Source organism: Leptothoe sp. EHU-05/26/07-4 (assembly GCF_043421015.1).
Taxonomy (GTDB): Bacteria; Cyanobacteriota; Cyanobacteriia; order Phormidesmidales; family Phormidesmidaceae; genus Leptothoe; species Leptothoe turfae.
In genome coordinates this window covers 155,220-181,653 of the sequence record NZ_JAXSQV010000006.1, presented here as the reverse complement: position 1 = coordinate 181,653, position 26,434 = coordinate 155,220, and the positions used below count along the sequence as shown (strand labels likewise).

Here is a 26,434-nt window from a genome sequence, read left to right as displayed (position 1 = left end):
TTTAGTACGTTAAGTGAGCCCTAGGATTAAACGCTTCAATTGTTCGTAGCTTTTCATAGAGCTCGGCTTCTTGGTCACTGAGAAGCTTGGGGACTGCCACTTCGATCTCCACAATTTGATCGCCGCGTTCTTCAGTTATGCGACCATACCCCTTACCAGCCAACCGTAGCTTTCGCCCCGATTGAATACCTGCCGGAATGGTCATTTGGACAGGCCCATCAAGGGTGGGCACAGTAATTTGTCCACCCAAAACTGCTTCACTGGGTGTAATCGGTAAATGACAGACGACATCTCGTCCTTGCACCCTTAAAAAGGGATGGGGCTCCACAACTATATTTAGATAAAGATCACCACCATTAATACCCTGACCCCGTAGACGAATACGTTGCCCCGTGAGCATGCCAGGTGGCATATCCACTTCTAAGGCACGTCCATCTTCGAGGCGTACCCGTTCAGCTCCTCCTTGAAACGCTCGTTCTAAGGGAACCTGAAGAGATGCTTCTGCATCCCGCCGTCGAGGATCACCCGTTGTCTTTGCTTGCGTTTGTTTTTTCTTAGGTTGAACTGGCGATTTGGGAATCACTTGGCGATTAAGCAGCTGATCAACAAACCGGTTAAAGTCTTCTAAATCCCGATAGTCGGCCTCAGACTTTTGCTGTAGCCAATACCGTCGGTAGTCATCGTACTGAGCCTTCCGATCAGCATCGGAAAGTATCTCATAGGCTTCACCCAGGGATTTAAAACGCTCTTCAGCCTCTTGATCTCCAGGGTTTAGATCGGGATGAAACTGGCGTGCAAGACGACGATAGGCCTGTTTGATCGTTGATGAATCAGCACTCTCAACGATGCCGAGAATCTCATAGTAGTCTCGAAAATTTTGCATAGTGAGGTCCCGACCGGCTTACCAGAGTTCGTCCTGGTCGCCCCATTCATCCTCGTTATAGCTTTGTGAGCTGTTGCTGGGCCGACCAGAATTATCAGAGTAACCTTTGGCGGGCTTACTGGCTGGTTCACCAGCCTTATCAGCCCAAGGATCTTCATCCAAAGACGCATTAGAATTCCAGCTGCTAGCTGTAGATTTACCTCCATTGGCATAGCCATCGGCTGGCTGAGATGGATATCCAGCATTAGAGGGCGCATAGCGACCAGAACCAGTCTGCGGTCTCACCGAATTTCTATCCGTGGAGCTTGGTCTATAGCGATCTTGCTCTGCATTATTATCTTGGCCATAAGCCGAGCGGCGAGCGGCTCCAGCATCTTGACCATCACCCACGTCACGCTGACCGTAGCGATCTTGGTTATAGCCCTGTTGGTCGTAGTTATCCCTTACATCTCTGTAGGCATTGCTGCGATCAAAATTCTCCTCGCGATTACGGTCGGGACTACGCTCATACCGGTCTTGGTTACGTTGACCATGACTTCCTTGGTCATATCCTTGGCCATAAGCCTCTTGGCCATAGGTCTCTTGGCCATAGCCGCCTTGAACATATCGATCTTGAGAAGAACGCTGCTCATAGCGATCTTGCGGCTGAGACTCATAGGAATTGCCCCCATAGCCACCCTGGGTATTTTGGTCATAACGACGCTGATCATAACGCCCCTGGTTAGACCTGTCTTGATTAAAGCGCTCTTGACGATACGCATCAGGCCCATAAGCATCTTGACCATAGGATTCTTGACCATAAGCTCCTTGATCATAAGCCCCTTGCCCGTAGGATGCTTGATCGTAACTGTCTGCCCGACGCCCCTGGTTATCGTAATCCCGATTGTCGTAACCACTGCGATTATCGTAACTACGAGGAGGGGCAGCATCATAGGATTGACGTGCGCTACCTGGACGTGATGCTGGCTGATTCCAGCTATCATCCCAATCGTCCCAACCACTGCGATTATCACGACGACCAGCAGTCCAGCTGGGGGTATCCCACTGGCCTTGACCATTCCAGTCATAGTCACGACGATAGTAATCGTCGTCATCCTCAAAGGCTTTTTTAATGGTGTCGCCAATCTGGTTAAAGATATTGCCGTCGTCATTATCGGCATCGTACAGATAGGCCTCGCGATTCAACTCGTACAGTTCATCCTGTAACTCAGATTGAATCATGTCTATCATGCGCTCATCCTCTCGTTTGAGGGCATCACGCAGGTCTTGAATCAGGTTATCAATGCGGCGTTTGCGATCGCGAGCAAACTGTAATCCAAAATCAATGGAAACACTGCGCATCGCTCGCTCCGCTTGGAACGTTAGCGTCTCAGCTCGATTACGCTTCTCAATGCGTTCTCGCTGGCCCCGGTCAACGTCAGCAAATTCTTCCGCCTCCCGCAGCATGCGCTGCACATCATCGTCAGAAAGATTGGACGCTTCTTGCACGGTAATACTTTGCTCACGGCCCGTGGTTTTATCCATGGCCGATACCTGCAAAATACCGTTGGCATCAATATCAAAAGACACCTGAATCTGTGGAATTCCCCTTGGTGCTGGGGGGATTCCCATAAGCTTGAACCGCCCCAGGGATTTATTATCTATCCCCATTTCCCGCTCACCCTGGATCACATGCACTTCCACAACGGTCTGATTATTTTCAGACGTGGAGAAAATATCGGAGCGTCGGACAGGGATCGTAGTGTTACGCGGAATCACCTTTTTCATCACACCACCAATAGTCTCTAACCCTAGAGACAGCGGCGTGACATCCAGCAACATGATGTCCTTCACTTCTTCGGTGAGGATACCGGCCTGAATAGCCGCACCAACGGCAACGGCTTCGTCAGGGTTTACATTTTGGTTGGGTTCTTTACTCAAAATAGAGCGCACTAGCTGCTGAACCATGGGCATACGGCTAGAACCGCCCACAAGAACCACTTCATCGATTTGTGAGGGAGACAGATGCGCATCATTCATCGCCTGTTGTAGAGGAGCACGGAGGCGACCCACTAAATCAGCACACAGGGATTCGAAGTGCGATCGCGACAGCTTTTTCTCAATGTGCTTTGGCCCATCAGCAGTAGCCGTAATGAAAGGCAAATTGATTTCAACTGTGGGCAGCCCCGATAGCTCAATTTTGGCCTTCTCAGCGGCTTCAGTCAGACGCTGCAATGCCTGGCGATCTCGTCGTAGGTCAACACCTTCAGTTTCTAAAAACTCGTCTGCTAACCAGTCAACAATTTTCTTGTCAAAGTTGACACCACCGAGCTGAGTATCGCCGCTGGTAGCTCTCACCTCAAAGACGTTATTACGAACATCCAAGATGGACACATCAAACGTGCCACCCCCCAGATCAAAGACCAGAATAGTCTGATTAAATTGCTGATCCAGTCCGTAGGCTAATGCTGCTGCTGTGGGCTCATTGATGATCCGTTTTACCTCTAGACCTGCAATGCGGCCTGCATCGCGGGTAGCCTGACGTTGCGCATCATTAAAGTAAGCAGGCACCGTAATAACTGCGCCAGTCACCGGCTGCCCCATGTAACGGCTAGCCTCTTCAGCTAGCTTACGCAGCACCATGGATGATATTTCTTCAGGGGCAAAATCCTTATCTAGACGCGGGCAGCGAATTTTAACATTGCCAGCATCATCTTTACGCACGGTGTAGGGAACACGTTTTGACTCAGAGGTTAACTCTGTATACTTACGCCCCAAATAGCGCTTAACGTTGTAGAAGGTGTTCTGAGGATTGAGTACCGTTTGACGCCGGGCCATTTGCCCCACCAAACGCTCACCCTCTTTGCTAAATGCAACCACCGAAGGGGTCGTACGCATCCCCTCCGTATTGGCGATGACCACCGGTTTGCCACCTTCGATGACTGAGACAACTGAGTTGGTAGTACCGAGGTCAATACCGACGACCTTTCCCATCCGCTAGGTTTCTCCCACTGCGCGTGTAACGACAACAGTCGTCTACACAATTAATCATATATATAGTAGTCACTTAGTAGTCTAAGCCACTATTGTGCTGCGGCTTAACCACATGTACACATCCCTATAATGGTCCGGCTAGGACAACATTGTCCATTCCAGAGAACCGACTATCACTTGTTCGAATTCTTTTGATAATCCGACACGCACTAAACTAGTGTGATTATTTTGAGGAGTCATGATTTGATGGAGGGAAAAATATCTATTCTAGAAAACTAGCTACTAACTTGTTCAAATTCTCTGATAGTATGGAGTTCGCAAGCGGATGTGGCGGAATTGGTAGACGCGCTAGGTTTAGGTTCTAGTGTCTTCGTGACGTGAAGGTTCAAGTCCTTTCATCCGCATTAGAGCCTCGGTTTCTGTGAGAAACCGAGGCTTATTGTATGAATACTCAATAAACTAATTAGCCTGTAATCCCTTCCAAATATAGGTTTTGTATTTCAACTTGCTCCTGACTTCAGAGTATGGCCTAATTTTTGGTTGGATCGTTAGCTATGGAGTCATCAGACGAGACACCTGGATTTTTATATTCTGAAAGGCCATAGGCGATACGATGCCAGTTTTCAGGACATCTTCCGAGGTATATTGCCCATTCTGTAGATTTTTGAAGACATGGAGCTGTTTATCCGTTAAATTGACGACCCAATATTCTTGAATCCCGGATACAGCATAGGTGTTTTTTTTGGTGGTCAGGTCCTTGGTGAGGGTAGCGTTGGAAAATTCGATCAGCCAGTGGATATCGCTGGGGTAGGGGTGATGCTTTAGATAGACAGTGCCCAGGGGTTTGATGATGGCCAGATCGGGGATGGGTTCTGAGTCGTCGCTGAGGGTGATGGGATGGGCTTCGCTGACTTTAGCCCGGCTGCCGAGCAGGCTGCGCAGGTAATCGCCTGCTTCACGGTTGTAGTAAGCGTGGGGTTCACCCTCCGGTGGCATGACGATGATTTCTCCGCGTAGTAGTTCGACGGGCTGGTCGTCGAATACGCCAGCTTGGATGGCCTGGTGGTAGCGGTCTATGGTCCATTTGTAGGTGGTGACGGTCATAGGGACCTGGCCTCATGCTGGGACAACAGCTGATGTATCAGTAGTTTTAGTATGGCAAATTTACGTTCAGACTTTTATTTTTCTAGTTACAGCACTAGCTACAATCGTTCCATCTTCGAAGTACTCTGGAGTACGGTTTTTGCAGTCATAAATTTTCAGTACTGAAAATTTGAGGTGAGGCTCACAGCCAAAGAGATATGCGGTGTGGCGTTGTTGCAAAATTGGTAACCTGGCGAATTTAGCCAGAATTCCCTTTCATACTGAGGACAAGCAACTCGTATGAGACGTAAGAAAACCCATGGCAAAGTCAATGAGAGCAGGCCTAGCAATCCTTGTGGCAGTCGCTAGCTTAGTGAGCTGTGGGGCGGCCACTGAAATGAGTATCAGTGGTGATGAGTTTCGCTCCAAAGCCCAGGCTCCAGCCGAAACAGCAGCAGTTGCTGAATCAGCCAACATCTTGACAGCTCAAGAAGCAATGGAAGCCGATGCAAGCAGACCTGTCGAGCCCCCCAATGATGCCGCTGTAACCTCTGGCCAACCTCAGCTGATTAAACGCGCCCAGCTTAACTTAATCGTCGATTCGGTCGATGATGGCTTAAAGAGCGCCTCACAAATTATTCGCACTCACCAGGGCGATATTCTAGACCTCCAAGACAATCAAATAGAGGCAAGTCAACGCACGGCCTACTTACGCATTCGAGTGCCCCAAGCGAATTTAGATCCTCTCTTAGAAGCATTGAGTAACCTTGGCACTATTCAACAGCAGGGCTTAAGTGCTGAAGATGTGTCCACACAAATTATTGATGCTCAGGCTCGGCTACGTAATCTCCGAAAATCAGAGGAATCTTTGCTCAAAATCATGGAACGCTCCGGTGAAATCTCCCATGTGTTAGAGGTGTCTCGCGAACTAAGTCGTGTACGGGAGCAAATTGAGCAAATTGATGCCCGTGTGCAAAATTTACAGACCCAGGTACGTTACTCCACAGTTGATTTGTCATTGGCAGCAGCTGTTGCACCACAACCCATTGGGCGTCCCCTCGGCGAAACGATTAGTACCACATGGCGAGATGCTACCCAGTCAGTCGGCAACCTGACGGTAGGGCTTATGCAGCTAGGGTTATGGTTAGTGGCCTATAGTCCCTATCTATTAATAGTGGTGATTGCTAGCGTGCTGGGTTATCGCACCATTCGCCGTCGGCCTAGCTAGGGCTAACGTCCATAATAGTCTTGGTACCAGGCAACAATTTTCGCAATGCCCTCCTCTAAAGGAGTGCTTGGAGCAAACCCTACATCCGCGGTCAAATCAACAACATCCGCATAGGTTACTGGCACATCGCCTGGTTGCATGGACATCATTTCCTTGACAGCCGTTTTTCCTAACACTTGCTCAATAATCTCGATAAAGCGCATTAGCTCTACTGGGCTATGATTACCGATGTTGTAGAGCTTGTAGGGAGCAGCCGTATTAAAGGCATCATCTGTGATCGGTTGAGGCAAGTGCCGTAGCACCCGTACTACACCTTCGACAACATCATCAATGTAGGTGAAGTCCCGTTGCATTTTGCCGTGGTTGTAAACTTGAATGGGACGGTCGTTTGCGATCGCATCTACAAACTTAAAATAAGCCATATCTGGCCGTCCCCATGGACCATAGACCGTAAAAAAGCGCAGCCCTGTCGTCGGCAGATTATACAAATGACTGTAGGAATGAGCCATCAACTCATTTGCCTTCTTAGTTGCAGCATAAAGCGATACCGGATGGTCCACATTATCCTCTGTGGTAAGAGGTTATCAATGCCATAAACAGTTTCGCCCTCAGCTAACAGCAGCTACGCTAGAAAATAGCCAATAAAACCAGCTACCCCTGTCACCAATACAGTCATAATGCAATAAATTCCATTAATCGCGCTTACTATAAAGTATCCTGCCCTCGGCAACACCAAAAGCTGAAACAAATCTAGGCTTCACCCAGTGATGCTAAACAAGATTAGAAAAAACGCATGAGGCAGCCTCTCAACTTCCGAGACAAAATTTATGATCACTTCAAAAACCGTGCCAAAGGTTTAGAGTTCGTTTTTGAAAAATACTTGAGCAAAACAAACTATTTCTGATTAGTTTGGCCTTAACTTTGTCCTTACTCACCACATATTTTCAACTGGGCATATAGCTTGAAATATTTTTTAGAGAAGGGTCTCCCATAAAGGTGAGGCCTCTTAGGGAACAAGTATTCAAACGAATTCAATCTTATTTAAAAGTATGTGCTGGCAGCAGCCATATCTTTAATTTTGAAGAGGAAACAACTGTTCTACATCAGTGCTAGGATTGCCAGAGAACAAATGTGAAAGAAGTAAGAAGGACGTAGTTGTAAATGCAAGAAATTGACAAGTCAATATCTTTTGATGGACGGGATATTCGACTTAAGGTGGGTCTTTTTGCCCCCCAAGCAGGCGGTTCAGTACTGATTGAGTCTGGAGAAACTGCTGTATTAGTAACCGCAACCCAGTCCGCTAGCCCAAGGGATGGCATCGATTTTTTACCCTTGCTAGTTGACTACGAAGAACGCCTCTACGCAGCAGGGCGGATCCCAGGTGGCTTTTTACGTCGAGAAGGACGTCCACCAGAAAGAGCAACTCTGACCAGTCGTCTTATCGACCGGCCCATGCGGCCCCTATTCCCATCATGGCTACGGAATGACATTCAAATCGTTGCCACCACTGTCTCGATGGATCATGATGTTCCACCTGATGTTCTGGCAGCCACAGGCGCATCTATCGCAACTCTACTAGCCCAAATTCCGTTCCATGGCCCTATGGCAGCGGTACGGGTAGGTCTAATTGGTGATGATTTCATTATCAATCCTACCTATAAGGAAATTGAAAACGGCGATTTGGACTTGGTCGTTGCCGGTTCACCTGACGGTGTGATCATGGTTGAAGCTGGAGCCAACCAGCTGCCTGAGCAAGATGTTATTGAAGCGATTGACTTCGGTTATGAGGTTGTTCGTGACATCATCCAGGCTCAGAAAGACATCTTGGCGGAGTTAGGTGTTGAGCAAGTGACTCTGCCTAGCCCAGAAACAGATTCAACTCTGACAAACTTTTTGTCAGAGAAAGCAACCGATGGCATCAAAGATATCCTGAAAGAATTTGAGCTTGCCAAGCCAGAAAGGGATGAAAAACTGGATGCACTAAAAGCTCACATCAGCGAACAGCTGGATGAGCTGGATGACGAGGATCCCATTAAAGTAGCTGTCACAGAAGATGGCAAAGCGTTTGGCAATGCCTATAAAGGCTTAACCAAAAAGTTGATGCGCGCTCAAATCCTTGAAGAGAGGGTTAGGGTCGATGGTCGTAAACTCGATGAAGTGAGACCCATTAGCTGCCGCACAAAGGTGCTACCCAGTCGGGTTCACGGTACAGGACTATTCAAACGGGGCCTTACCCAGGTTATGTCTGTAGTTACTCTGGGCACTCCAGGGGATGCCCAGATGACGGATGACCTGCATCCTGATGAAGAGAAACGCTATCTGCACCATTACAACTTCCCTCCTTACTCCGTTGGTGAAACTCGCCCCATGCGTTCACCAGGACGTCGAGAGGTTGGTCACGGAGCACTAGCCGAACGCGCATTGCTGCCTGTCCTACCATCCATGGGCGACTTCCCCTATGTGATTCGGGTTGTGTCTGAGGTTTTGTCCTCCAACGGCTCAACCTCCATGGGCTCGGTATGTGGTTCCACCCTATCCTTAATGGATGCTGGGGTGCCGCTATCAAAGCCGGTAAGCGGTGCTGCAATGGGTCTAATTAAAGAAGGCGATGAAGTCCGCATTTTGACCGATATTCAGGGTATCGAAGATTTTCTCGGCGATATGGACTTTAAGGTTGCCGGTACTGACAGTGGCATTACAGCATTGCAGATGGATATGAAGATTACGGGTCTATCCGTAGAGACCATTGCAGATGCAATCAACCAGGCTAAGCCTGCTAGATTACATATCCTCTCCAAGATGCTGGAGGCGATCAATGCCCCACGCACTGAGCTATCACCCTATGCGCCTAGACTTCTAAGCTTCAAGATTAACCCCGAAATGATCGGCATGGTCATTGGCCCTGGCGGTAAGCAAATCAAGAGCATTACCGATGAAACCGGAGCCAAGGTTGATATTGCAGATGATGGCACCATTACCGTGTCCTCAGTGGATGGAGCAGCTGCAGAGCGGGCTCAGGCCATTATCGAAGGCATCACCTTCAAGCCTTCGGCTGGCGATGTATATGTGGGTAAGGTCACTCGCATCATTCCCATCGGCGCGTTCGTCGAATATCGACCTGGCAAGGAGGGCATGATCCACATCTCCCAATTGGCAGACTACCGCGTCAATAAGGTCGAAGATGAGGTAACCGTCGGTGAGGAAGTGCTAATCAAAATTCGGGAAATTGATGGCCGTGGCCGTGTCAATCTCACACGTCTTAATATCCATCCAGATGAAGCGGCAAAAGCGCGTGAAACAGCTGGCTTAGCACCGGAATAACCCCCTTTCGTATGGACTAACATCGTATGGACTAATAGTTGATGCACGTGAGGCCTGGCAAGCATCTGCCAGGCCTCATATGTTTTTATCGATGATGTCCCCTATCTTTTTTGCAATCTATTGACCTGATTTGCACTGGGTTCAGGTTTCTCGGTAGGATGCTGGATGCAATATTGAGAGCAAAATTAAACACCCGTGCGAAGAATTGTTATCGCTGGTAATTGGAAGATGCATAAAACCCAGGCAGATAGTCTGGCGTTTTTGAATGGTTTTTTGCCTCAGCTAGAGGCCACCCCTGAGGAGCGAGAAGTTATTCTATGTGCTCCTTTCACGGCCCTGACCACACTTTCGAAAACACTCCATGGTTCACGGGTGATGATAGGGGCTCAGAATATCCACTGGGAATCTTCTGGTGCCTATACCGGAGAAATTTCTGGGGAAATGCTGACGGAAATCGGTGTGCGCTATGTCGTTGTTGGTCATAGTGAGCGCCGTGAGTATTTTGGGGACACCGATGAAACGGTTAATTTACGGTTGAAAGCGGCTCAAGCTGCTGGACTTACCCCCATTCTCTGTGTTGGTGAAACCAAACAGCAACGCGACGCAGGTGACACAGAAACCCACGTGGTTAACCAAATCGAAAAGGGGTTGATGGGGGTTGATCAAAGCAAATTGATTATTGCCTATGAGCCAATTTGGGCCATTGGAACTGGAGATACCTGTGCCTCAGAGGAGGCTAACCGTGTGTGCTGGCTCATTCGCTCCCAACTGGCAAATAAAGACGTGCCCATCCAGTATGGTGGCTCGGTCAAACCAGGAAATGTGGATGAAATTATGGCCCAACCTGACATTGATGGTGCCTTAGTGGGTGGAGCAAGTCTAGACCCTCAGAATTTTGCACGCATTATCAATTATCAATAACGCACATACCGCAGCTATCTATCTGGTGAGCTTAAATCATGGGTAATGGGCTCTAATTTATTATTGCTGATAGGATAATCATCTTCATGCATGCAGTAATGGGCATGGACGTAGATGCGATCGCGACCCTGTTGCTTAGCATGATAGAGCGCTAAATCAGCAGCTTGGAGCAGGTCTTGGGACGCGAGGTGACGTCCAGGGATAACGGTGGCAATTCCCATAGTTAACGTCACGTCCTCAGCAATGCCAGACGTTGCGTGGGGAATCGCTGCTTTAGCAAGCAGACCCTTTATGGCAAGGGCAACGCTATGGCCACCACCCGTGTCAGTGTTGGGCAAAATCACGGCAAATTCTTCCCCCCCATAACGAGCCACCAAATCTGCAGGGCGACGGATACAACGAGTCAGAATATCACTAACTTTAGCTAAGCAAATATCTCCCGTCGGGTGGCCATAGTAATCGTTGTACCGCTTGAAATAGTCAATATCACACAAAATCAGGGTGAGCGGCTTTTGATCCCGTGCTAGCCGCTGCCATTCGGCATCAAAATAGCGATCAAATCGTCGCCGATTAGCCAGCCCTGTAAGGCTATCGGTTAATGCCAGGGATTGTAAATCTTGGTTTTCTCGCCTTAGCTGTTCGTACGAAAGGCTGTGATGCAGTGCGATCGCAATCTCATCCACTAGGACTTTTGCGTGTTCTAACTCATCCTTCGTCCAAATATTCGCCTGATCTTTGCGACCAATCGCAACTATGCCCCAAGGTTTATCCAGTGTTTGTGTCTGCCGCTTATGAGGCAAGTGTATTGGCCCTAATAGCCAAGACCCAGGGAATTGACTAAGCCACTGCTGATGTACTGGCAACTGGAGAACAGATTGGTCATTAACCATGATGGGAAACGGCTGCTCTAGCTTTGCAATCACACTCTCTAACCCGAGATAATCATTCAAAGCATTCGTTTGATGGGCATTACTCGTTGAACAGAGTGATGACTCTACAGACTGCCAACAGCCTGGAGCATTTTCAAGAAGAAATATGCTGTCTGCCTGAAAAAAGTCCATCAGCGACTGTACAACAGTTTTATAGATATCATTGATTGATAAAACTTGTCGGATCCGCCGAATGGTTTCCCGTAAGTCAATCTGTTGTTGTATCTGCCGTTGAAGCTGCTGAGCATGATCTACAGCATCTTCAGGATCAGAGAAGCAAGCCATCCTTGAGGAAGGTTCGAGGGATTGATGAAATTGCCCAATAGAGGCAGAAACTGTATGCCAAAATGAACACCATCCCGGCTCATCACACACTGAAGACTTCACAGGTAGCAGTGTCTGTAGCTGAGATGATTTTTTACTGAAAGACCTGTGGTACATAGGATGCCCAGGAATAAAGGAAGTGCAATCAGTGACAACACCCGTCAATGCTTACTAGGCTTAATGTGCCACTCGCTTTGGTGAGCACTTCATCCAGAAGACGTGCAATGTCGTCATTGGGTTAAAACACCAGGTAACATAGCCATCCAGCCCCCAAATGCATTTCTCAACCGCACATGCGTAGGTTTTTCGAGAACATGCAAAAGCGCATAGTCTACAGGCGTAGATACATCAGGATAATGATGAAATTGTCAAAATACAACACACAAACCAACTGCTAAAAGCTAGCTACAGAAGGAAATCGCCAGTTTTCGGACTGCTCTTTCTGACTCAACAGCTACCCTTGCTAGCTGCACTTTACAACACAACTCATCTATAAGTATCAAGCCCTATTCAAAGAACTTCTATCGTAGAAAGACTGAAATCAATCGTGATAGCCGCTACAGATTGCTAAACCTACACACTAAAAACCATTGATACAACAGACAAAAAAAGAAGTTAATTACAGTTATTAAGAATCGTAAATTTAGCCGGACACACTGCATCCAAAATATTTTTTGCCCGAATGTTGCTGCATGCCCATGCTTGGCAACGCAACCTGTTTCAAAAAAAGTGTCACACTCTAACGATTACAGATCGTTAGAGTTTTAAAAAATGGTCGAGACCAGCCACTAAGGAGGGGGGCCAACGTCGTACTTTTTTGACCCACTTTAAATCGGCATAGCGACGATCAAGGCCTCTTGCAGCGGCCCACTGACTCTCAGCTTCTCCCCAGTTCCCCGTTTCCCACAATGCAGCTGTCAAGGCAGCACGCACATCTGCATAGTTGGGATATTTACGCGCAAGGCTTTTGAGTACTTGCACTGACTTGGCCCGTTCACCTACTTCAAACAGTGCAATTCCGTAGTTGGCATACCCTAACGAAAAACTCGGTTGAATCGTAATCGACTTTTCGTAGTCTTTAAGCGCAGCTTTCCAATCCCCCTGAGCGCCTTTAGCATTACCACGATTGTTGTAAGCCGCTGGATCGTCAGGGGAGAGCTTGAGGAGCCGATTATAGTCATCAATGGCTGCTTGCCAATTCCCCACAGCTTCATAGGCCGCGCCTCGGTTGAGATACGGATCAGGTTGCAATGGGTCTAAGGCAATGGCCTGGTCGTAATCGTGAATTGCATCCTGAAGTTTGTTTTGACTGACTCGCACATTGCCACGGTTGCTCCACACAGCAGGTTCATCAGGTAATGCTTCAACCAGTTGCGTCCATACCACTTCCGCTAGGTCAAATTTACCTTGACGGGTCAAATCAAAAGCCTGATGGCGTAAACCATTAATATCAGCCTGGGAGCCCCCTACCGGCCCTGCCAACGCTGGTAATAACGATAGAGGAGTGAAGCTGAGACATAGCCCCAGGACAACTGCAATTAACCAACGCATAGTGTGCCAAGAAGTTTCTCTCTATAGCTTAGGTGGATTGCTCGACACTTGCTAGGTAGATCCAACCGTTCATGGGTACCCGGTGGTGGCACTATTGCAACGTGATCCAGTCGTGCTCAACCCGAGCAATTAACCCACCTGGAAACGGATCGGTCTGGGTGCGGTTAGGGGCATCGGCTAAGGCTACGAGTTTTTCAATATGGTCAAAGGTTGGCTGCTGAGGCAACACCCTTTGCAACAACCGACGAACGACTCGACGCTGTAGTGCTAAAGGGGCAGCTCGCAATAGTAATCGACGCATACGCCAGCCATTCTGGTCCATCCGATTAATCACCTCGCTGTAGAGTTGCTGAGATTGCGCTTCTAGATAAGTCACCTCAGCAGTAAAAATTTCGGCGGTTTGGGCCAGGGTGGTTTCGACATTGGGATTAAAGTGCGATCGCAAATAAGGCATCAGCTCTTGACGAATGCGATTGCGACGATAGTGCAGGTTCTCGTTAGAAGCATCTTGCCAGACAGGTAGCGCCAGTTCTCGACAGAACAGCCCCGTCTCTTGACGAGTCAGCTGTAGTAACGGTCGAGTTACATAAACATCCTGGTGGGTAATACTGAGAGGCCGCTGCCAGCTCAATGCCTGCACCCCATCAGCACCACTGCCCCGCAACAGGTTATAAAGCACAGTTTCAGCTCGATCAGTTGCCGTATGTCCTGTAACCACATGGCAATAGCTATGGGTGCTAGCCAACTCTGCAAATATGCCGTAGCGCCAACTGCGGGCAGCAGCTTCTGTTTTCGGTAGTTCTGGGGCTGTCGCCACAAAATAAGGGAGTTGCCACTGCCGAACAAGTTTTGCCACATGGGCAGCGTTATCAGCAGAGTCAGATCGCCAGCCATGATCACAGTGCACGACTGCCAGCTGCCAATTCCATTTTGGCTGTAGGTCTAACAATAGCTTCGCCAAACACAAAGAATCCTGCCCTCCAGACACTCCCATTAAAATGGCTGTGTCTTTAGGAAGCAGGGACGTTGTCTTAAGTAAAGTATGAATCTTGGCGTGAATGGCAGTCCAAGGCATGGCAGGTCAGCGGTGAATTGTAAATCACAAACAGCTCTATAGGGGCGGCCAAGACATTGGCACGAGAAGCAAGGTGACCAGGGGCAATCACTGCTAGCAACGCAACCGTAGCAGCCAGGGTCAAGGTAGAGCGGGGCTTAAACATATCTAAAAACCTCATTTTGATAAAAGCCGTGCCCACCGAAAAGCCACAGGATGTAACCGTCAGTTACAGAAACATTAGTAGTAAACCACCAATAATCTTGTCGTCACCCAAAAATTCAGACGACTTAAGATGTACTGAATAAACAACAAATATCTAGATATCCTAATTTTTCAAGAAGTAACGCCCTATATTTGCCCCATTCCAGGCAAGCTTCACTCTTAAATACACCTGAAAAGGAATAGATGAGAACGAATCAAACATAATATGTGTCGAGTTCAACCTTATGACCCATTCAATAGCAATGTGACAATCAATATCGAAAACCCTGAGGGCAATCCAAACATGCGCTGATTAGAAAGAGGTTTGGGCTCTATAGTGGTTTATGCTCTTCGGTGACCACTGAGTGGTCGATTTTTTATCTGTAGTTAAAGGCGTCCTAGAAGCACTCTTAGCCAACTCGAATATGGATAACGGCGCAGGCAAAAATATAACCAATCAAGAGGTTTTCGATAGTCCTCTCCAGCCAGACGAGCCTACTAATACTGATACATCTGAGCAGTCGAATATGTCTGAGCAGACATCGCAGCTAGACCCTGCAACGTCAGTCACGGCTGATCATGAGGCTGATCAAACTAGCCGCTCCGCGCTGTCTGCACGGTTAAAGAGAACGCAAAATGTAGAACTCTATGTATTTGAAGAGGAAAATAATGACGAGGGTGACGCCTTGGTCGATGTATCGTCTTTAGACCTAGAGGTAGACCAGTCAGAAAGCGTCTCTAAACAGCAGGTTACCTTTAAGAGCGAGCAAGGGCGACTATTACTGATGCTGTCTCCCGCAGCGGAGAAAAAGTTCACCCCGGTGGAGTGGGACGAGTTATGTCAACAGCTTTCTCGCCGTCTTAACTCTGAAAATCGTTTCTTTCAACCCAATACAACGGTGCATCTAATTGCCCGTGATCGACTGCTCGATAATCGTCAGCTGCAAGAACTTGATGAGCTATTGCAAACGGCTCAGCTAAGGATGAAGCGTATTTATACGCAGCGGCGACAGACGGCGGTTGCGGCGGCCACAGCAGGCTATTCCGTAGATCAGCAAACCTTAGAACATCTGACTGATTCCCGGGATCCAGGGAAAGCGCTGGAAACGCCTCTCTACATACAGTTGACCGTGCGCTCTGGAACTGAAATTCGACATCCAGGTTCCATTGTCGTTTTAGGTGATGTGAATCCGGGGGGATCCTTGATCGCCGCAGGCGATATTTTTGTTTGGGGTCGTCTGCGGGGTATAGCCCATGCCGGTTCAGATGGTAATTCAGATTGCCGAATTATGGCATTGCACATGCAACCAACACAGCTACGCATTGCCGATAAGGTGGCTCGGGCACCGGCAAAACCACCGGCCTTATATCAGCCAGAAGTTGCTTACATTAGCAATGAAGAAATTCGGATTGCGATCGCATCCGAATTTGCCCAGATTCACCTCAATGTCCCTTGAAAAGAGGGTTCCAGCACAGACTCAAGCACTTGCATAGGGCGATCCACAAAAATTCCCTGGAGAATTTCCCATAAAATTTGCCACAACGTGCGATTATTGCCCTACTTGAGCCCTACCCTTCGCGCACACCGTCCTCAATCGCCCATTTAATTCATGGCTATGAACCGCATTATTGTCATTACCTCCGGTAAGGGAGGCGTTGGGAAAACCACCTGCACGGCCAACCTGGGAATGGCCCTAGCCAAGTCAGGTAAACGCGTCGTAGTAATTGATGCTGACTTTGGGTTACGTAACCTAGATCTACTGCTGGGCCTAGAAAATCGCATCGTTTATACAGCCCTAGACGTACTGGCTGGTGAATGCCGCCTCGATCAGGCACTGGTCAAAGATAAACGTCAGCCGAATTTAGCCCTGCTACCTGCTGCTCAGAATCGCTCTAAGGAATCCATTACCCCAGAGCAGATGAAAAAACTGGTCAGAGCCCTGACCAAGGCCTACAACTTTGTATTAATCGATAGCCCTGCTGGAATTGAGATGGGTTTTCGCAATGCGATCGCAGCAGCCCGCGAAGCCATTATTGTCACCACGCCTGAAATCTCTGCCGTCCGTGATGCTGACCGGGTAATTGGTCTTTTAGAAGCCAATGACGTTAAGGCAATGCGACTGATTATCAATCGACTAAAGCCGTCCATGGTGGAAGCTGAGCAAATGATGTCGGTGAAGGATGTGCAAGATATTTTGGCAGTGCCACTGCTAGGGGTCATTCCCGATGATGAGCAGGTGGTAGTCTCAACTAATAATGGGGAACCCCTCATCCTAAGTAAGGATCTTTCTCAAGCAGGTACTGCTGTTTCCAACATTGCTCGTCGTCTACAAGGAGAAAAAGTCCCACTCATGGATCTGAGTGTGCCAAAGGATAGCTTTTTAAAAAAATTACGTCAGTTATTTAACTAGTTTTTTATTCAAACGGTTGATGGACAGCGACCGTTGATTTTGCCATCCGCCTCATCGGAAACGATCATGATTAGTGAATTCCTAGAAAGACTCTTTGGAACCCCTGAACCGGTTAGCCGTGACACGGCTAAACAGCGCCTTCGGCTTGTTTTGGCCCATGACAGATCTGACATCTCACCCCAAAACTTAGAAAAGCTGCGCAAAGAAATCTTAGAGGTCGTTTCGCGTTATGTAGAGATCGATTTTGATGGTCTGGAATTCTCTCTAGAGTCAGACCAGCGGGTAACGGCATTGATGGCCAATTTACCAATCCGACGCATACGGCCTAATCCACTAGAGCCCGATAGTCCGGTAGAGGCAACCAAGGAGCCTAATCTTGAACTCGAAGATACTGCCATTGATCTAGATCAGGTGGTTGAGGAGGCCTCAGAAACGGCTGACATTCCCTTGGATTAATTGGATGATCGCCATTGACGATTGTATTCGTAGATTGCGATCGCACCCGCCGTCTGCACATTTAATGATTCCACTCGTCCATATTGGGGGATGGTTAGAGTCACATCACACATAGCAGCAATATCAGCTGGAATGCCCGTTAATTCACGGCCCAATATTAACAAGGTTTTTGCCGGAAACATGTAGTCTGTCAACGTTTGGACTGAACCGCCTACCGTCAGAGCAACACGGACATAGCCATTCTGCTGAGCTAACCATTGGTCCAGCTGTTCTGGTGGACAATACTCTAATGGTTGCCAACGCTGTGCAGATGCCGAAATTTTACGAAACTCCCAGGAAACATCAGGGGCAGGCAGAATCAGCCGGTTCACCCCTAACACTTCACAGGTACGACACAAGGCAGCCTGATTCGTAGTGTTCTCGATCAGTGATGCACATACAACCAAGTCCAGAACTGATTTAGGTACATGCCCCTTATGCTTGTGGGTCATGGGCACTCTCCACTAAACCCCATAGTTAGGGGCATAGTTAGGGACGAATGCCTAATCCCCTGGCACAAGCTCCACGTTTAATTCATTGACAACACGGCGGCGTAGCTCTTTAGATTCTTCACGAGGCATCAGATCAAACACCTCCCTAAAAACATCATCGACCTCTTCATAGGTAACGGCACCAGTCTGGTCAAAGCGCACTTTACCACTACCATCTAGCACCAGAGTTTGAGGAACTGAACCTTTGAAGTAATACCCTGACTCATTAGGCGAAAATGAATCTTTTAACGGCACAGCATCAGCCATCACAGGTACAAAATTAGCGACCCTGCCATAGGGAGCCTGTAGCTGTGAAATGACAAACGAATATTCTTTGCAGTCGCTGCTGTCATCGACATAGAAAAACAGCAGCGTTGGCTTTTCTTGCTTGAGGGACTGCGCCAAGTTGACACGGGGGGGCACAATGGCTCCATTTCCCGCATAGAGGGCAAAAATATTGCCGTCATATCTATCGTCAGTGAGGCTCGCCCAAGCGTGACCAGGATTGCACAAGGTGGGGATGAGGAAAGTTGCGATCGCAATACCAAACACCACCCAACGCTTTATTAAAGAATGATTGACAACTGCTCTCAACTGTCTAATCACAAAACTGCCCATAACATCCTGGTTTTAATGCCTACACTATTACCATTACGCCACAGAACGGACACTATCTCCCACAGCAGCTATAGGAAGAACACCACTAACTACCTCGAAAACTTTCAATTACAGTCAGCAATTCACCCTTGGCTTCAGAGTACGCTTGCGCAGTTGTCCAACCAACCACCTGAAAATAGCTGTTTTCCCCCTCAACTGTTGTGTGTAAGTACGTCACAGCTTGATTGTCCACATTCCCTTGGATTTCATACTGCACAGCATTAAGGCCATTCAGCGAGGTAACATTTGTCGCTTTATCAGGCTGTTTCTGGCTCAACCCTCTATCAAAAAAACTTAGATACTGGAGGGCATGATTACCCAAGGGAAACCCATCCAATTCAGACTTTTTAGGATCGGCCAAGACCATGACATACATCGTCCGATCTTCGTGGGCAACATATAAGTCAGCATCAGGACGCAACGTCTGGACATCAACCCATCCCGCAGGAAGCGTTAGCTGCACATCACTCTCTTCGTTTTTCAATAGCGTCTGACCATTGGACAAGTTTTGCATCGAAATCGCATTGATGACATCTTTAGTGCGCTCACCCACGCGGTTACAGCTGGTGAGACCGAGCAATAAACATGTTGAAAGCACGAGTGCTGAAAATGATTTCACTCTACCCTGACGTCCCTGAAGATCAAATCTAAAAACCATTGATTTACACCAGTTTCGCAGCATTTTTGGCATTTTACAGCGTTCGTCCCATCATTAGAACAGAGGCTTATAACTATCTCCATGCTCACAACAGGAGAAACAAAATGAAGGCCAAGCATCAAGACACTTACTAGGAATATCTTGACTTAACGTGCTAGATACCCATTAGCCAAAGCATAGACCACATCTGGCTAAAATCTTGAGTTTCTAACACCAAAAACCACAGTGATTAATTCAGAGCATCCGTGAATTACAGTTTCCCAAACCCCAAGGTTATCGCTTTGACCTATGCTGGACTATGGAAATTTCTTCATAAAAATTAGAGACCATGCTTAGAGCTGGAATCGTCGGGCTCCCCAATGTAGGTAAATCAACCCTTTTCAACGCACTAGTTGAAAACGCAAAAGCCCAAGCAGCGAACTTCCCGTTCTGCACCATTGAACCCAATGTTGGCGTGGTGGCAGTGCCCGATGCTCGTTTAGCTGTCTTGACCGAAATTTCCAAATCAGAAAACACGATTCCAGCACGCATAGAATTTGTAGACATTGCTGGCCTTGTCAAAGGCGCAAGTAAAGGTGAAGGCCTCGGCAACCAGTTTTTGGCTAACATCCGTGAAGTAGACGCCATTGTCCATGTAGTGCGTTGTTTTGAAAATGACGACATTATTCACGTTGATGGCTCAATTGACCCGCTGCGCGATGCCGAAATTATTAACTTGGAACTGGCCCTGGCTGACCTAGAGCAAATTGAACGCCGCATGGAGCGCGTTCGTAAACAAGCACGGAGAGATCCAGAAGCCCAAGCGGAACTGGCTGTGCTTGAAAAAATTCAGCCTGTGCTAGCCGAAGGGAAATCAGCACGCCTTGTGGAGCTAGAAGACGACGAAGAACTACTCATTAAGTCCTTAGGTTTTTTAACCCGCAAACCCATTATCTATGGGGCGAACGTATCAGAAGATGAACTTGCCGAGGGCAATGACTGGGTTGAGCAAATTAAAACCCTGGCAGCAAAAGAAAATGCACAGGTAGTCACCATCTCCGCTCAAGTCGAAGCAGAGCTCCTAGAGCTGCCAGAAGATGAACGCATCGACTTTCTAGAAGCACTTGGAGTGGAAGAAGGGGGACTCAAATCCCTCATTCGAGCCACCTACGATTTGCTCGGGTTACGCACATATTTCACCACTGGCCCCCAAGAGTCCCGTGCTTGGACGATCAACGCAGGCATGTCTGCCCCTCAAGCAGCAGGTGTTATCCACAGCGATTTCGAACGGGGCTTTATTCGGGCTGAAACGATTGCTTACAAGGACCTGGTAGAACACGGCTCTATGAACGCTGCCAAAGAGAAAGGCCTATTGCGCAGTGAAGGTAAGGACTACGTGGTGCAAGAAGGGGATGTCATGCTCTTTAGATTTAATGTTTAGGCCATGGTGAATGCGGAGAAGACTGTGCCATCAAGATTGCATCTCAAGCGCCCATGCCTATTAGTGGCAGATTTGGAACAGTCCCTCAGACTATATCGTGACTGTTTGGGCTTCCAACTCGACTATGTAGGCAAGGCGGATGCTGATTCCTATCTATACTCAGCATTTCAGCTGCCAGCAACCGCACAGCTGCGGTTCGCAGCCCTGAGCACAGAGGAAGAGCCCCGCGCCTTGGCACTCACGGAGGTTAAAGGCAGCTGTTTGCCACCAGCTCCTGTGCCTCACCGTGGCGCTACCGTCATTCGCATTCCCTCCTTGGCTGCCGCCTTGCCCCAGATCCAGTCCTTGGGTTTAACACCCATTAAAGCGAGTTCCTTTAACACCCCTCCCGACCTCAAATTTACAGAACAGGCCGTTTGTGACTTTGATGGCCATTTACTAGTCCTTTACGAAGTGCAACGGATCTCTGAAACTTAGGTCTACTGCCCTGGCGACGATCCCACGAATTTATCAGAAAAAATCTATTCCCAAAGGCTGTCCATCCATGGCAGATCCGATTAGAATCTGTCCAACGCCTTATACGTTGGCTCGAATACTGTTGTGGCAAATCGGTTTCTGAAATCTCCGTTGACAATCCCTTATTGGGCCGCCCTCTCACTGATGATGAACGGGGTATTATTTATTGCGCTGCTAGTCATTTGGCAGGACAAATCTGGCGGCGGTGACCCAACAGTCCTGCCGCAGGCGAATGCCGCCTATGCCACTGATCCGACATCTGCCATTGAACCAGCAGCACTAGAGACTCAACCGAATCGACGGCGTCTGAGTTACCAACAGTGGGTCAGCCTGTTGGGGCAAGAAATTGAGACCATGGCTGATAAAAACCCAGATCACCTGACTATTTTGCTAGGTGACTCGCTGAGTTTGTGGTTTCCAGCAGAATTGTTGCCTGGGCGTCGGATATGGATGAATCAGGGGATTTCCGGCGAAAAAACCTACACCCTACTGTCACGTCTACACCTGCTTGATGTTGCCAATGTCGACACCATCTTTTTGATGATTGGTATTAATGATCTGATCTGGGGCCAAAGCGATCAAGATGTCCTGAACAACTATCGCGACATCATGGACTATCTGGCCACCAATCATCCTGATACCCAAGTGGTCGTTCAGTCCATATTGCCCCATGGCGCAGAAACCGCCACCTGGGAAAGCCGTCATCTGTTACTCGAACTGCCCAACGAACGGATTCGAGCCATGAATCAGTCCTTAGAAAACATCGCAGATGATTACGATGCTTACTATCTGGAACTGTATCCGATTTTCTCCAACGGTGAGGGCAAACTGAGACCGGATTTAACGACCGATGGCCTACACCTGAACCGAGAAGGGTATTTGGTGTGGCGTGCTGCGATCTCACTTTATAGTCAACTGGAATTGCCATAGGTGAGAAAGGGAATGGGCAAAGACCCCAGTTTGAGACCCCAACATAAACTTTGAAGGGTATTAAAAGCTTTGGCCACTCAAGCATTGAAATTTATCTCTACTCTCTAGTCCCCACTCCCTATTCTCTAGTCCCCACTCCCTATTCCCCTTTTCGGTAGACTAGGTACATTCGCTGCATCTTTGTAAAACCAATGGATACCAGAGCATTTCGCCGTAGTCTCAACAAATCCGATAACTACTACCGCAATCAAGGCTTTGGAGAAAAAGAGCAAATTGCGGTTCAAATGGATGACGAATACCAAAGCGACCTCATTCAAACTATCCGCAACCAGGGTTATACCTACACTCAAGGCGATGTAACGATTAAGCTTGCTAAAGATTTTGGTTTTTGCTGGGGCGTAGAACGCTCCATTGCCATGGCCTATGAAGCTCGCCAGCATTTTCCAAACCAGCGTATTTGGATTACTAACGAGATCATCCATAATCCCGGTGTCAATGAACGTCTCCAGGAAATGAACGTTCAGTTTATCCAGGTCATCGACGGCACAAAAGATTTTTCAGGCGTTGAGCAGGGTGATGTGGTAATTTTGCCCGCCTTTGGAGCCAGTGTTGACGAAATGAAGCTCCTCAACGAGCTTAACTGCACCATTGTCGATACCACTTGTCCCTGGGTATCTAAGGTCTGGACGTCCGTAGAGAAGCATAAAAAACAAGCATTTACCTCCATAATCCATGGCAAGTACCAGCATGAAGAGACCGTAGCCACCAAATCCTTCGCAAATACATACCTGGTGGTTCTCAACCTGGACGAAGCACAGTACGTTGCTAACTACATTCTTAACAGCGGCAATTCTCCAGAGGAAAGGCTGCGCAAACGCACCGAGTTTCTGGATAAATTTGCCAATGCCTATTCACAAGGTTTCGATCCTGACCAAGATTTAGGCGCTGTGGGCGTTGCCAATCAAACCACCATGCTCAAAGGAGAAACCGAACAAATTGGCAAACTGCTAGAACGCACCATGCTGAAAAAGTATGGCCCTCAAGCCATTAATGAGCATTTTTCCAGCTTTAACACCATCTGTGACGCCACTCAAGAACGGCAAGACGCCATGTTTGAGTTAGTCGATATGGACATGGATCTGATGGTGGTGATTGGTGGTTTCAATTCATCGAATACGACCCATCTACAAGAAATTGCCATTGAGCGTGACATTCCGTCGTATCACATCGATGGTCCCCAGCGCTTAGGGCCTGGCAACCAGATCGAGCATCAGCCACTCCATCAAACCCCAACCGTTTCTAAAGATTGGTTGCCCACTGGCAAAATTGTGATCGGCATTACCTCAGGTGCATCAACCCCTGATAAGTCAGTGGCACAGGTCATTCAACGCATATTTCAACTCAAAGCAGAGCAACCAGCTCCTGTCGTTGCACAACCATCCGTCTAAGGGATTAGCTGCGGTGAATAAGCTAACCCTTTGAGTAATAGGTTACCTATGAGTTCCAATCGTACTCCTGGTGCAAGCAACAGGGACACCGAAAGGGAGCAAATCAAAGCTAGGCGTTCTAAGTGGCGTCACACCAGTGATTTTCCCTAAAATGGAAAGATGGGTATACCAGATTATTCCCATTTTCTCATTGAGGGGCAGATATGGGTCTTATTGTTGCTTACCCGTTCAATTTAATGCTTCGACATTAAAACCTATCGGCAGCCTCTGGGGGGCAGTCCATGCTTTTTAAAGAGCAATTTCATGATTCATACGCAGACATCCCAGCCCACTCTTATGTCTCGATTTATACTTTTCAATACCCTTGGCAGTGCTTCAGTAGGCACACGGGTGCCATTACATCCGAAAATCATTAATTCTTTTAGGTAGACTTAGCTGACAATATGTAAGTTCCTGATTGAGTTCCTGGTGACTATGGTTCGTACAGATATCCAGAACGCCCAACACGTCTTATACGATTTCTTTCTCTACAGTGTCCAAACGGAACCTGTTGACGTTGTTTTGGCCACATTTCGTCGTCTTTTTGTGGATTACACAGAATCATCCACTGAATCAGAGCTTCCTGTCGCCCTATATTCTATAGTCATTGCGAACAGCGAACAGCAGTTTCTATTTACCCTCAAACGGGTTTGCTACATCCTAATTAACAACTGGGGCATTCAACGCCAACCAGACGCCATCCGCGCTCTGATCAAGATGTTTGATGACCAAGTTTTAATGCGTCCTGGGTTTTCGCTAATCCTCAAGCGACTGCGCATTTGGATGCGGAACTTTATTACCAGTCAAGACTTTCATGATCTGAAACTGTTTGCAGCCCGCTACGAACAGCATGAACATTGGAGCAATCGATATACATCCTATTTATTGGCTCCTCAGTATCTAAATCTAGAGAACCCATTAGAACAACGCGAAGCCGCTCGTCACTTATCGTCACAGCTGAAGTCAAAGTTTCGCTTTGATCTGGCAATGTATACAGCCAAATCCCAGATGGAGTCTCCGCCCACAACAATCGATAACCCAACGGTATTAGGCGAAGCTGCCATTAATTTGATCAAGATGCTGCTGTTGCAGCCAGGTCGTTTTGGCTATGAGAACCTGGCAAATTTGTTGCGTAAACAATGCCAGCAGCTGACTTACTGGGAATTTAAACGGGCGTTATTGCACTATCTAGCCTATGCACTCCCCAATACCCCCATTACTCGCGCCCTCAAAGACAAATTACCCGACTCTGTTTTGACAATTTACAGGCACAATAACTCGGAGTTATTAACAGAAGCTCTGATTTTACGTACCTGCAAACGAGTCATTGACATTCTTACCTGTGAAGATGGGGTACAACCGTCCAAATTCTTTAGTATGTTCCTAGCCCAAGGAAACCCACTGGTGCTAGTCATTTTATTGCTCAAAATTGCCCTATTTTGTCCCAATGTACAATCTCATCTAGAGCTTCGTATTGCTAGCTTAATTCGATATTACGAAACCTATTCAGAAGAAGACTGTCGCTGGGTCATCAACTTTTTTGAGGTATTTCGCATTACGTTTGCAGTCTATGCAAGCGGCACTCTTTACAACTTAGTGCAGATCTCCACAGACGATGCGACTGTGCCGCCCCTCAGTACCTATCGGATTTTTTCACAACTGCGAGATCAGCATCTGAACTTTAACCAAGTTGCAGCAGAGCTTGAACAGCGCATCATGGAGGACGAGACCTTACAACAACACTTGGTAGCCCAAACTCCACTAGAAATCGCAACTATGCCTCCCACCATGCAGGACGCGATCGCAAGTTAGTCTTGCTGGCGGGCAAACTGATAGGCCCCATTCATGGAAAGTGCGATCGCAACTATCAACAACACAGGAATCGAGTACCAAGGAAACTCATTCAGGGGTTGATACGCTACAGCCCGTAAGCCAATGGTTGTATAGGTGAGGGGCAGCAGATAAACAATGCCCTTTAGCACAGCGGGCAGCGTAGATGGGTCAAAAAATGTCGCCCCCAGAAATGACATCGGTACAATCAAAAAATTGTTAAAGAGTCCAACGCTCTCCAAGGACTTAACATTTAAGCCAACAATTACCCCTAAACCAGCAAACACCGCACAATTCAGCACTAGCAGCAATAAAAACAGTGGGTGCAAGAAACTCCATACATCACGGGTAAACAGGATGGCCACCAAAATCACTGAGCCAGCCGTTAACAAACCACGTACTATCCCTGCCAACATCTTTCCCAAATGCATCGCTAGAGGATGAATGGGAAACAGCAGCATTTCCTCAAAATTTTTCGTAAACAGTCGCTCACCACAAATCGAGAACGTGGTTCCACCAAAGCTAATCACCATGGATGATAGCGCCACCATACCAGGCAGAATAAATTCTAAATAGCTATCCCCTACGGGGGGGCGGGCAGCTTGGTCGAGAGAACTCCCCAACCCCAACCCAAACGCCAAAATATAGATAAGGGGAGACACCAACCCTGATGCCGCCACTTGGGGAATCCGCACCCGCAAATCCAACCAGTCCCCCCAAAAAATGGTCCAACTGTCTGCAAACAGGGTCTGTAGTGTGCGAGCTCGGAATATTTTCACAGCTTATAAATCCGAAATCTTAAATGTGTCTTTATTATCAATGGTTACGGTGCCATTTTCCCCATATATTCATTACGTATCTATATTGACCTTATTGACCTTACTCAAGAAATTCTATAAATTTTTTCCACCAAATAAATAATTCACCATATTTGATGATTGTTCTTTGTTACTACCACTAGATATGGTGTTTTCCTGGGAAGAAAACAGTGAAGCTAGAAATCCTTTAATCGTCATGGGATGTAGCAGATTTAGACAGCCACATTTAAACTCTGAAGAACTATTACGC

General features: G+C 47.7%; 21 protein-coding genes, 1 tRNA gene and 2 pseudogenes. 12 read left to right on the top strand and 12 right to left on the bottom strand.

Annotation, left to right across the window (positions count from 1 at the left end):
- Position 1 precedes the first annotated feature (1 nt).
- Entirely contained in the window at positions 2–883 is an 882-nt protein-coding gene (locus U2F10_RS22795; protein WP_163665791.1) for a DnaJ C-terminal domain-containing protein, read from the bottom strand.
- Between the two features lie 18 nt (positions 884–901).
- Complete coding sequence (gene dnaK, locus U2F10_RS22790; RefSeq protein ID WP_499061583.1) at positions 902–3,856, bottom strand: molecular chaperone DnaK; 2,955 nt, start codon at positions 3,854–3,856, stop codon at positions 902–904.
- Positions 3,857–4,177: 321 nt separating this feature from the next.
- Between dnaK and U2F10_RS22785 the strand changes: the two genes are divergently transcribed.
- Positions 4,178–4,260: transfer RNA gene (locus U2F10_RS22785), tRNA-Leu, on the top strand.
- Positions 4,261–4,408: 148 nt separating this feature from the next.
- Here U2F10_RS22785 and U2F10_RS22780 read toward each other — a convergent pair.
- Complete coding sequence (locus U2F10_RS22780) at positions 4,409–4,960, bottom strand: Uma2 family endonuclease (RefSeq protein ID WP_163701870.1); 552 nt, start codon at positions 4,958–4,960, stop codon at positions 4,409–4,411.
- 298 nt (positions 4,961–5,258) lie between these two features.
- Here U2F10_RS22780 and U2F10_RS22775 point away from each other — a divergent pair, with 298 nt between their 5' ends.
- The gene (locus U2F10_RS22775; protein WP_163701868.1) at positions 5,259–6,167 is read left to right on the top strand and encodes a DUF4349 domain-containing protein; all 909 of its coding nucleotides are present in this window, start codon (positions 5,259–5,261) and stop codon (positions 6,165–6,167) included.
- Between the two features lie 2 nt (positions 6,168–6,169).
- Here the strand turns inward: U2F10_RS22775 and U2F10_RS22770 are convergent.
- A pseudogene (locus tag U2F10_RS22770) lies at positions 6,170–6,748 on the bottom strand (NAD-dependent epimerase/dehydratase family protein); the annotation flags it as partial.
- A gap of 580 nt (positions 6,749–7,328) precedes the next feature.
- Here U2F10_RS22770 and U2F10_RS22765 point away from each other — a divergent pair.
- On the top strand, positions 7,329–9,488 hold the full coding sequence (locus tag U2F10_RS22765) for a polyribonucleotide nucleotidyltransferase (RefSeq protein ID WP_490794581.1): 2,160 nt from the start codon (positions 7,329–7,331) through the stop codon (positions 9,486–9,488).
- A 195-nt stretch (positions 9,489–9,683) separates the two neighbouring features.
- On the top strand, positions 9,684–10,409 hold the full coding sequence (gene tpiA, locus U2F10_RS22760) for a triose-phosphate isomerase (protein ID WP_163665801.1): 726 nt from the start codon (positions 9,684–9,686) through the stop codon (positions 10,407–10,409).
- 14 nt (positions 10,410–10,423) lie between these two features.
- Here the strand turns inward: tpiA and U2F10_RS22755 are convergent, their stop codons facing one another.
- From U2F10_RS22755 to U2F10_RS22740, 4 genes are all read right to left on the bottom strand, one after another.
- Positions 10,424–11,623 (bottom strand): sensor domain-containing diguanylate cyclase, encoded by a 1,200-nt coding sequence (locus U2F10_RS22755; protein WP_499061585.1) that lies wholly within the window; start codon positions 11,621–11,623, stop codon positions 10,424–10,426.
- 795 nt (positions 11,624–12,418) lie between these two features.
- A complete protein-coding gene (locus U2F10_RS22750; protein ID WP_499061586.1) occupies positions 12,419–13,213 on the bottom strand; it encodes a tetratricopeptide repeat protein in 795 nt (264 codons plus the stop codon).
- A gap of 91 nt (positions 13,214–13,304) precedes the next feature.
- Complete coding sequence (gene tilS / locus U2F10_RS22745) at positions 13,305–14,288, bottom strand: tRNA lysidine(34) synthetase TilS (RefSeq protein ID WP_163701860.1); 984 nt, start codon at positions 14,286–14,288, stop codon at positions 13,305–13,307.
- Positions 14,245–14,433 carry a hypothetical protein gene (locus U2F10_RS22740; protein WP_163665815.1) on the bottom strand — a complete coding sequence of 63 codons (189 nt, stop codon included), beginning with the start codon at positions 14,431–14,433 and terminating at the stop codon, positions 14,245–14,247. Before U2F10_RS22740 ends, tilS begins: the two co-directional genes overlap by 44 nt.
- Before the next feature lie 403 nt (positions 14,434–14,836).
- On the opposite strand from U2F10_RS22740, the gene minC reads away from it, so the two are divergent.
- The 3 genes and pseudogenes from minC to minE form a co-directional block, all read left to right on the top strand.
- Entirely contained in the window at positions 14,837–15,928 is a 1,092-nt protein-coding gene (gene minC / locus U2F10_RS22735) for a septum site-determining protein MinC (RefSeq protein ID WP_499873353.1), read from the top strand.
- 159 nt (positions 15,929–16,087) lie between these two features.
- Positions 16,088–16,882, top strand: coding sequence for a septum site-determining protein MinD (minD, locus tag U2F10_RS22730; protein WP_036018754.1), 795 nt, complete (start codon positions 16,088–16,090; stop codon positions 16,880–16,882).
- 66 nt (positions 16,883–16,948) lie between these two features.
- A pseudogene (minE, locus tag U2F10_RS22725) lies at positions 16,949–17,221 on the top strand (cell division topological specificity factor MinE); the annotation flags it as partial.
- A 113-nt stretch (positions 17,222–17,334) separates the two neighbouring features.
- On the opposite strand, the gene U2F10_RS22720 reads toward minE, so the two are convergent.
- From U2F10_RS22720 to U2F10_RS22710, 3 genes are all read right to left on the bottom strand, one after another.
- Entirely contained in the window at positions 17,335–17,829 is a 495-nt protein-coding gene (locus U2F10_RS22720) for a TrmH family RNA methyltransferase (protein ID WP_163701857.1), read from the bottom strand.
- A gap of 51 nt (positions 17,830–17,880) precedes the next feature.
- Entirely contained in the window at positions 17,881–18,486 is a 606-nt protein-coding gene (locus U2F10_RS22715; RefSeq protein WP_163665821.1) for a thylakoid membrane photosystem I accumulation factor, read from the bottom strand.
- Between the two features lie 85 nt (positions 18,487–18,571).
- Positions 18,572–19,183 (bottom strand): hypothetical protein, encoded by a 612-nt coding sequence (locus U2F10_RS22710; protein ID WP_163665823.1) that lies wholly within the window; start codon positions 19,181–19,183, stop codon positions 18,572–18,574.
- 328 nt (positions 19,184–19,511) lie between these two features.
- Between U2F10_RS22710 and ychF the strand changes: the two genes are divergently transcribed.
- The 5 genes from ychF to U2F10_RS22685 all read left to right on the top strand — a co-directional run bounded on the left by ychF (position 19,512) and on the right by U2F10_RS22685 (position 25,348).
- Positions 19,512–20,603: a redox-regulated ATPase YchF gene (gene ychF / locus U2F10_RS22705; RefSeq protein WP_163701853.1), complete on the top strand. Its 1,092-nt coding sequence runs from the start codon at positions 19,512–19,514 to the stop codon at positions 20,601–20,603.
- Positions 20,604–20,606: 3 nt separating this feature from the next.
- The gene (locus U2F10_RS22700) at positions 20,607–21,080 is read left to right on the top strand and encodes a VOC family protein (protein WP_163665827.1); all 474 of its coding nucleotides are present in this window, start codon (positions 20,607–20,609) and stop codon (positions 21,078–21,080) included.
- A 123-nt stretch (positions 21,081–21,203) separates the two neighbouring features.
- A complete protein-coding gene (locus U2F10_RS22695) occupies positions 21,204–22,049 on the top strand; it encodes a GDSL-type esterase/lipase family protein (RefSeq protein WP_499873352.1) in 846 nt (281 codons plus the stop codon).
- A 191-nt stretch (positions 22,050–22,240) separates the two neighbouring features.
- Complete coding sequence (locus U2F10_RS22690) at positions 22,241–23,497, top strand: 4-hydroxy-3-methylbut-2-enyl diphosphate reductase (RefSeq protein WP_163701850.1); 1,257 nt, start codon at positions 22,241–22,243, stop codon at positions 23,495–23,497.
- A gap of 474 nt (positions 23,498–23,971) precedes the next feature.
- Positions 23,972–25,348: a Sll1247 family protein gene (locus U2F10_RS22685; RefSeq protein WP_163701848.1), complete on the top strand. Its 1,377-nt coding sequence runs from the start codon at positions 23,972–23,974 to the stop codon at positions 25,346–25,348.
- Here U2F10_RS22685 and U2F10_RS22680 read toward each other — a convergent pair.
- Positions 25,345–26,145, bottom strand: coding sequence for an ABC transporter permease (locus U2F10_RS22680; protein WP_006516876.1), 801 nt, complete (start codon positions 26,143–26,145; stop codon positions 25,345–25,347). The genes U2F10_RS22685 and U2F10_RS22680 overlap by 4 nt on opposite strands.
- Positions 26,146–26,434 lie beyond the last annotated feature (289 nt).

What these genes read in the sequence shown, in the direction of transcription:
- U2F10_RS22795 (WP_163665791.1), bottom strand. Translation starts at nt 883, where the DNA reads ATGCAAAATTTTCGAGACTACTATGAGATTCTCGGCATCGTTGAGAGT.
- U2F10_RS22740 (WP_163665815.1), bottom strand. Translation starts at nt 14,433, where the DNA reads ATGTTTAAGCCCCGCTCTACCTTGACCCTGGCTGCTACGGTTGCGTTG.
- U2F10_RS22750 (WP_499061586.1), bottom strand. Translation starts at nt 13,213, where the DNA reads ATGCGTTGGTTAATTGCAGTTGTCCTGGGGCTATGTCTCAGCTTCACT.
- U2F10_RS22710 (WP_163665823.1), bottom strand. Translation starts at nt 19,183, where the DNA reads ATGGTTTTTAGATTTGATCTTCAGGGACGTCAGGGTAGAGTGAAATCA.
- U2F10_RS22685 (WP_163701848.1), top strand. Translation starts at nt 23,972, where the DNA reads ATGGTTCGTACAGATATCCAGAACGCCCAACACGTCTTATACGATTTC.
- minD (WP_036018754.1), top strand. Translation starts at nt 16,088, where the DNA reads ATGAACCGCATTATTGTCATTACCTCCGGTAAGGGAGGCGTTGGGAAA.
- U2F10_RS22690 (WP_163701850.1), top strand. Translation starts at nt 22,241, where the DNA reads ATGGATACCAGAGCATTTCGCCGTAGTCTCAACAAATCCGATAACTAC.
- tilS (WP_163701860.1), bottom strand. Translation starts at nt 14,288, where the DNA reads ATGCCTTGGACTGCCATTCACGCCAAGATTCATACTTTACTTAAGACA.
- U2F10_RS22715 (WP_163665821.1), bottom strand. Translation starts at nt 18,486, where the DNA reads ATGGGCAGTTTTGTGATTAGACAGTTGAGAGCAGTTGTCAATCATTCT.
- U2F10_RS22765 (WP_490794581.1), top strand. Translation starts at nt 7,329, where the DNA reads ATGCAAGAAATTGACAAGTCAATATCTTTTGATGGACGGGATATTCGA.
- U2F10_RS22755 (WP_499061585.1), bottom strand. Translation starts at nt 11,623, where the DNA reads ATGGCTTGCTTCTCTGATCCTGAAGATGCTGTAGATCATGCTCAGCAG.
- U2F10_RS22720 (WP_163701857.1), bottom strand. Translation starts at nt 17,829, where the DNA reads ATGACCCACAAGCATAAGGGGCATGTACCTAAATCAGTTCTGGACTTG.
- U2F10_RS22775 (WP_163701868.1), top strand. Translation starts at nt 5,259, where the DNA reads ATGGCAAAGTCAATGAGAGCAGGCCTAGCAATCCTTGTGGCAGTCGCT.
- U2F10_RS22700 (WP_163665827.1), top strand. Translation starts at nt 20,607, where the DNA reads ATGGTGAATGCGGAGAAGACTGTGCCATCAAGATTGCATCTCAAGCGC.
- ychF (WP_163701853.1), top strand. Translation starts at nt 19,512, where the DNA reads ATGCTTAGAGCTGGAATCGTCGGGCTCCCCAATGTAGGTAAATCAACC.
- dnaK (WP_499061583.1), bottom strand. Translation starts at nt 3,856, where the DNA reads ATGGGAAAGGTCGTCGGTATTGACCTCGGTACTACCAACTCAGTTGTC.
- U2F10_RS22780 (WP_163701870.1), bottom strand. Translation starts at nt 4,960, where the DNA reads ATGACCGTCACCACCTACAAATGGACCATAGACCGCTACCACCAGGCC.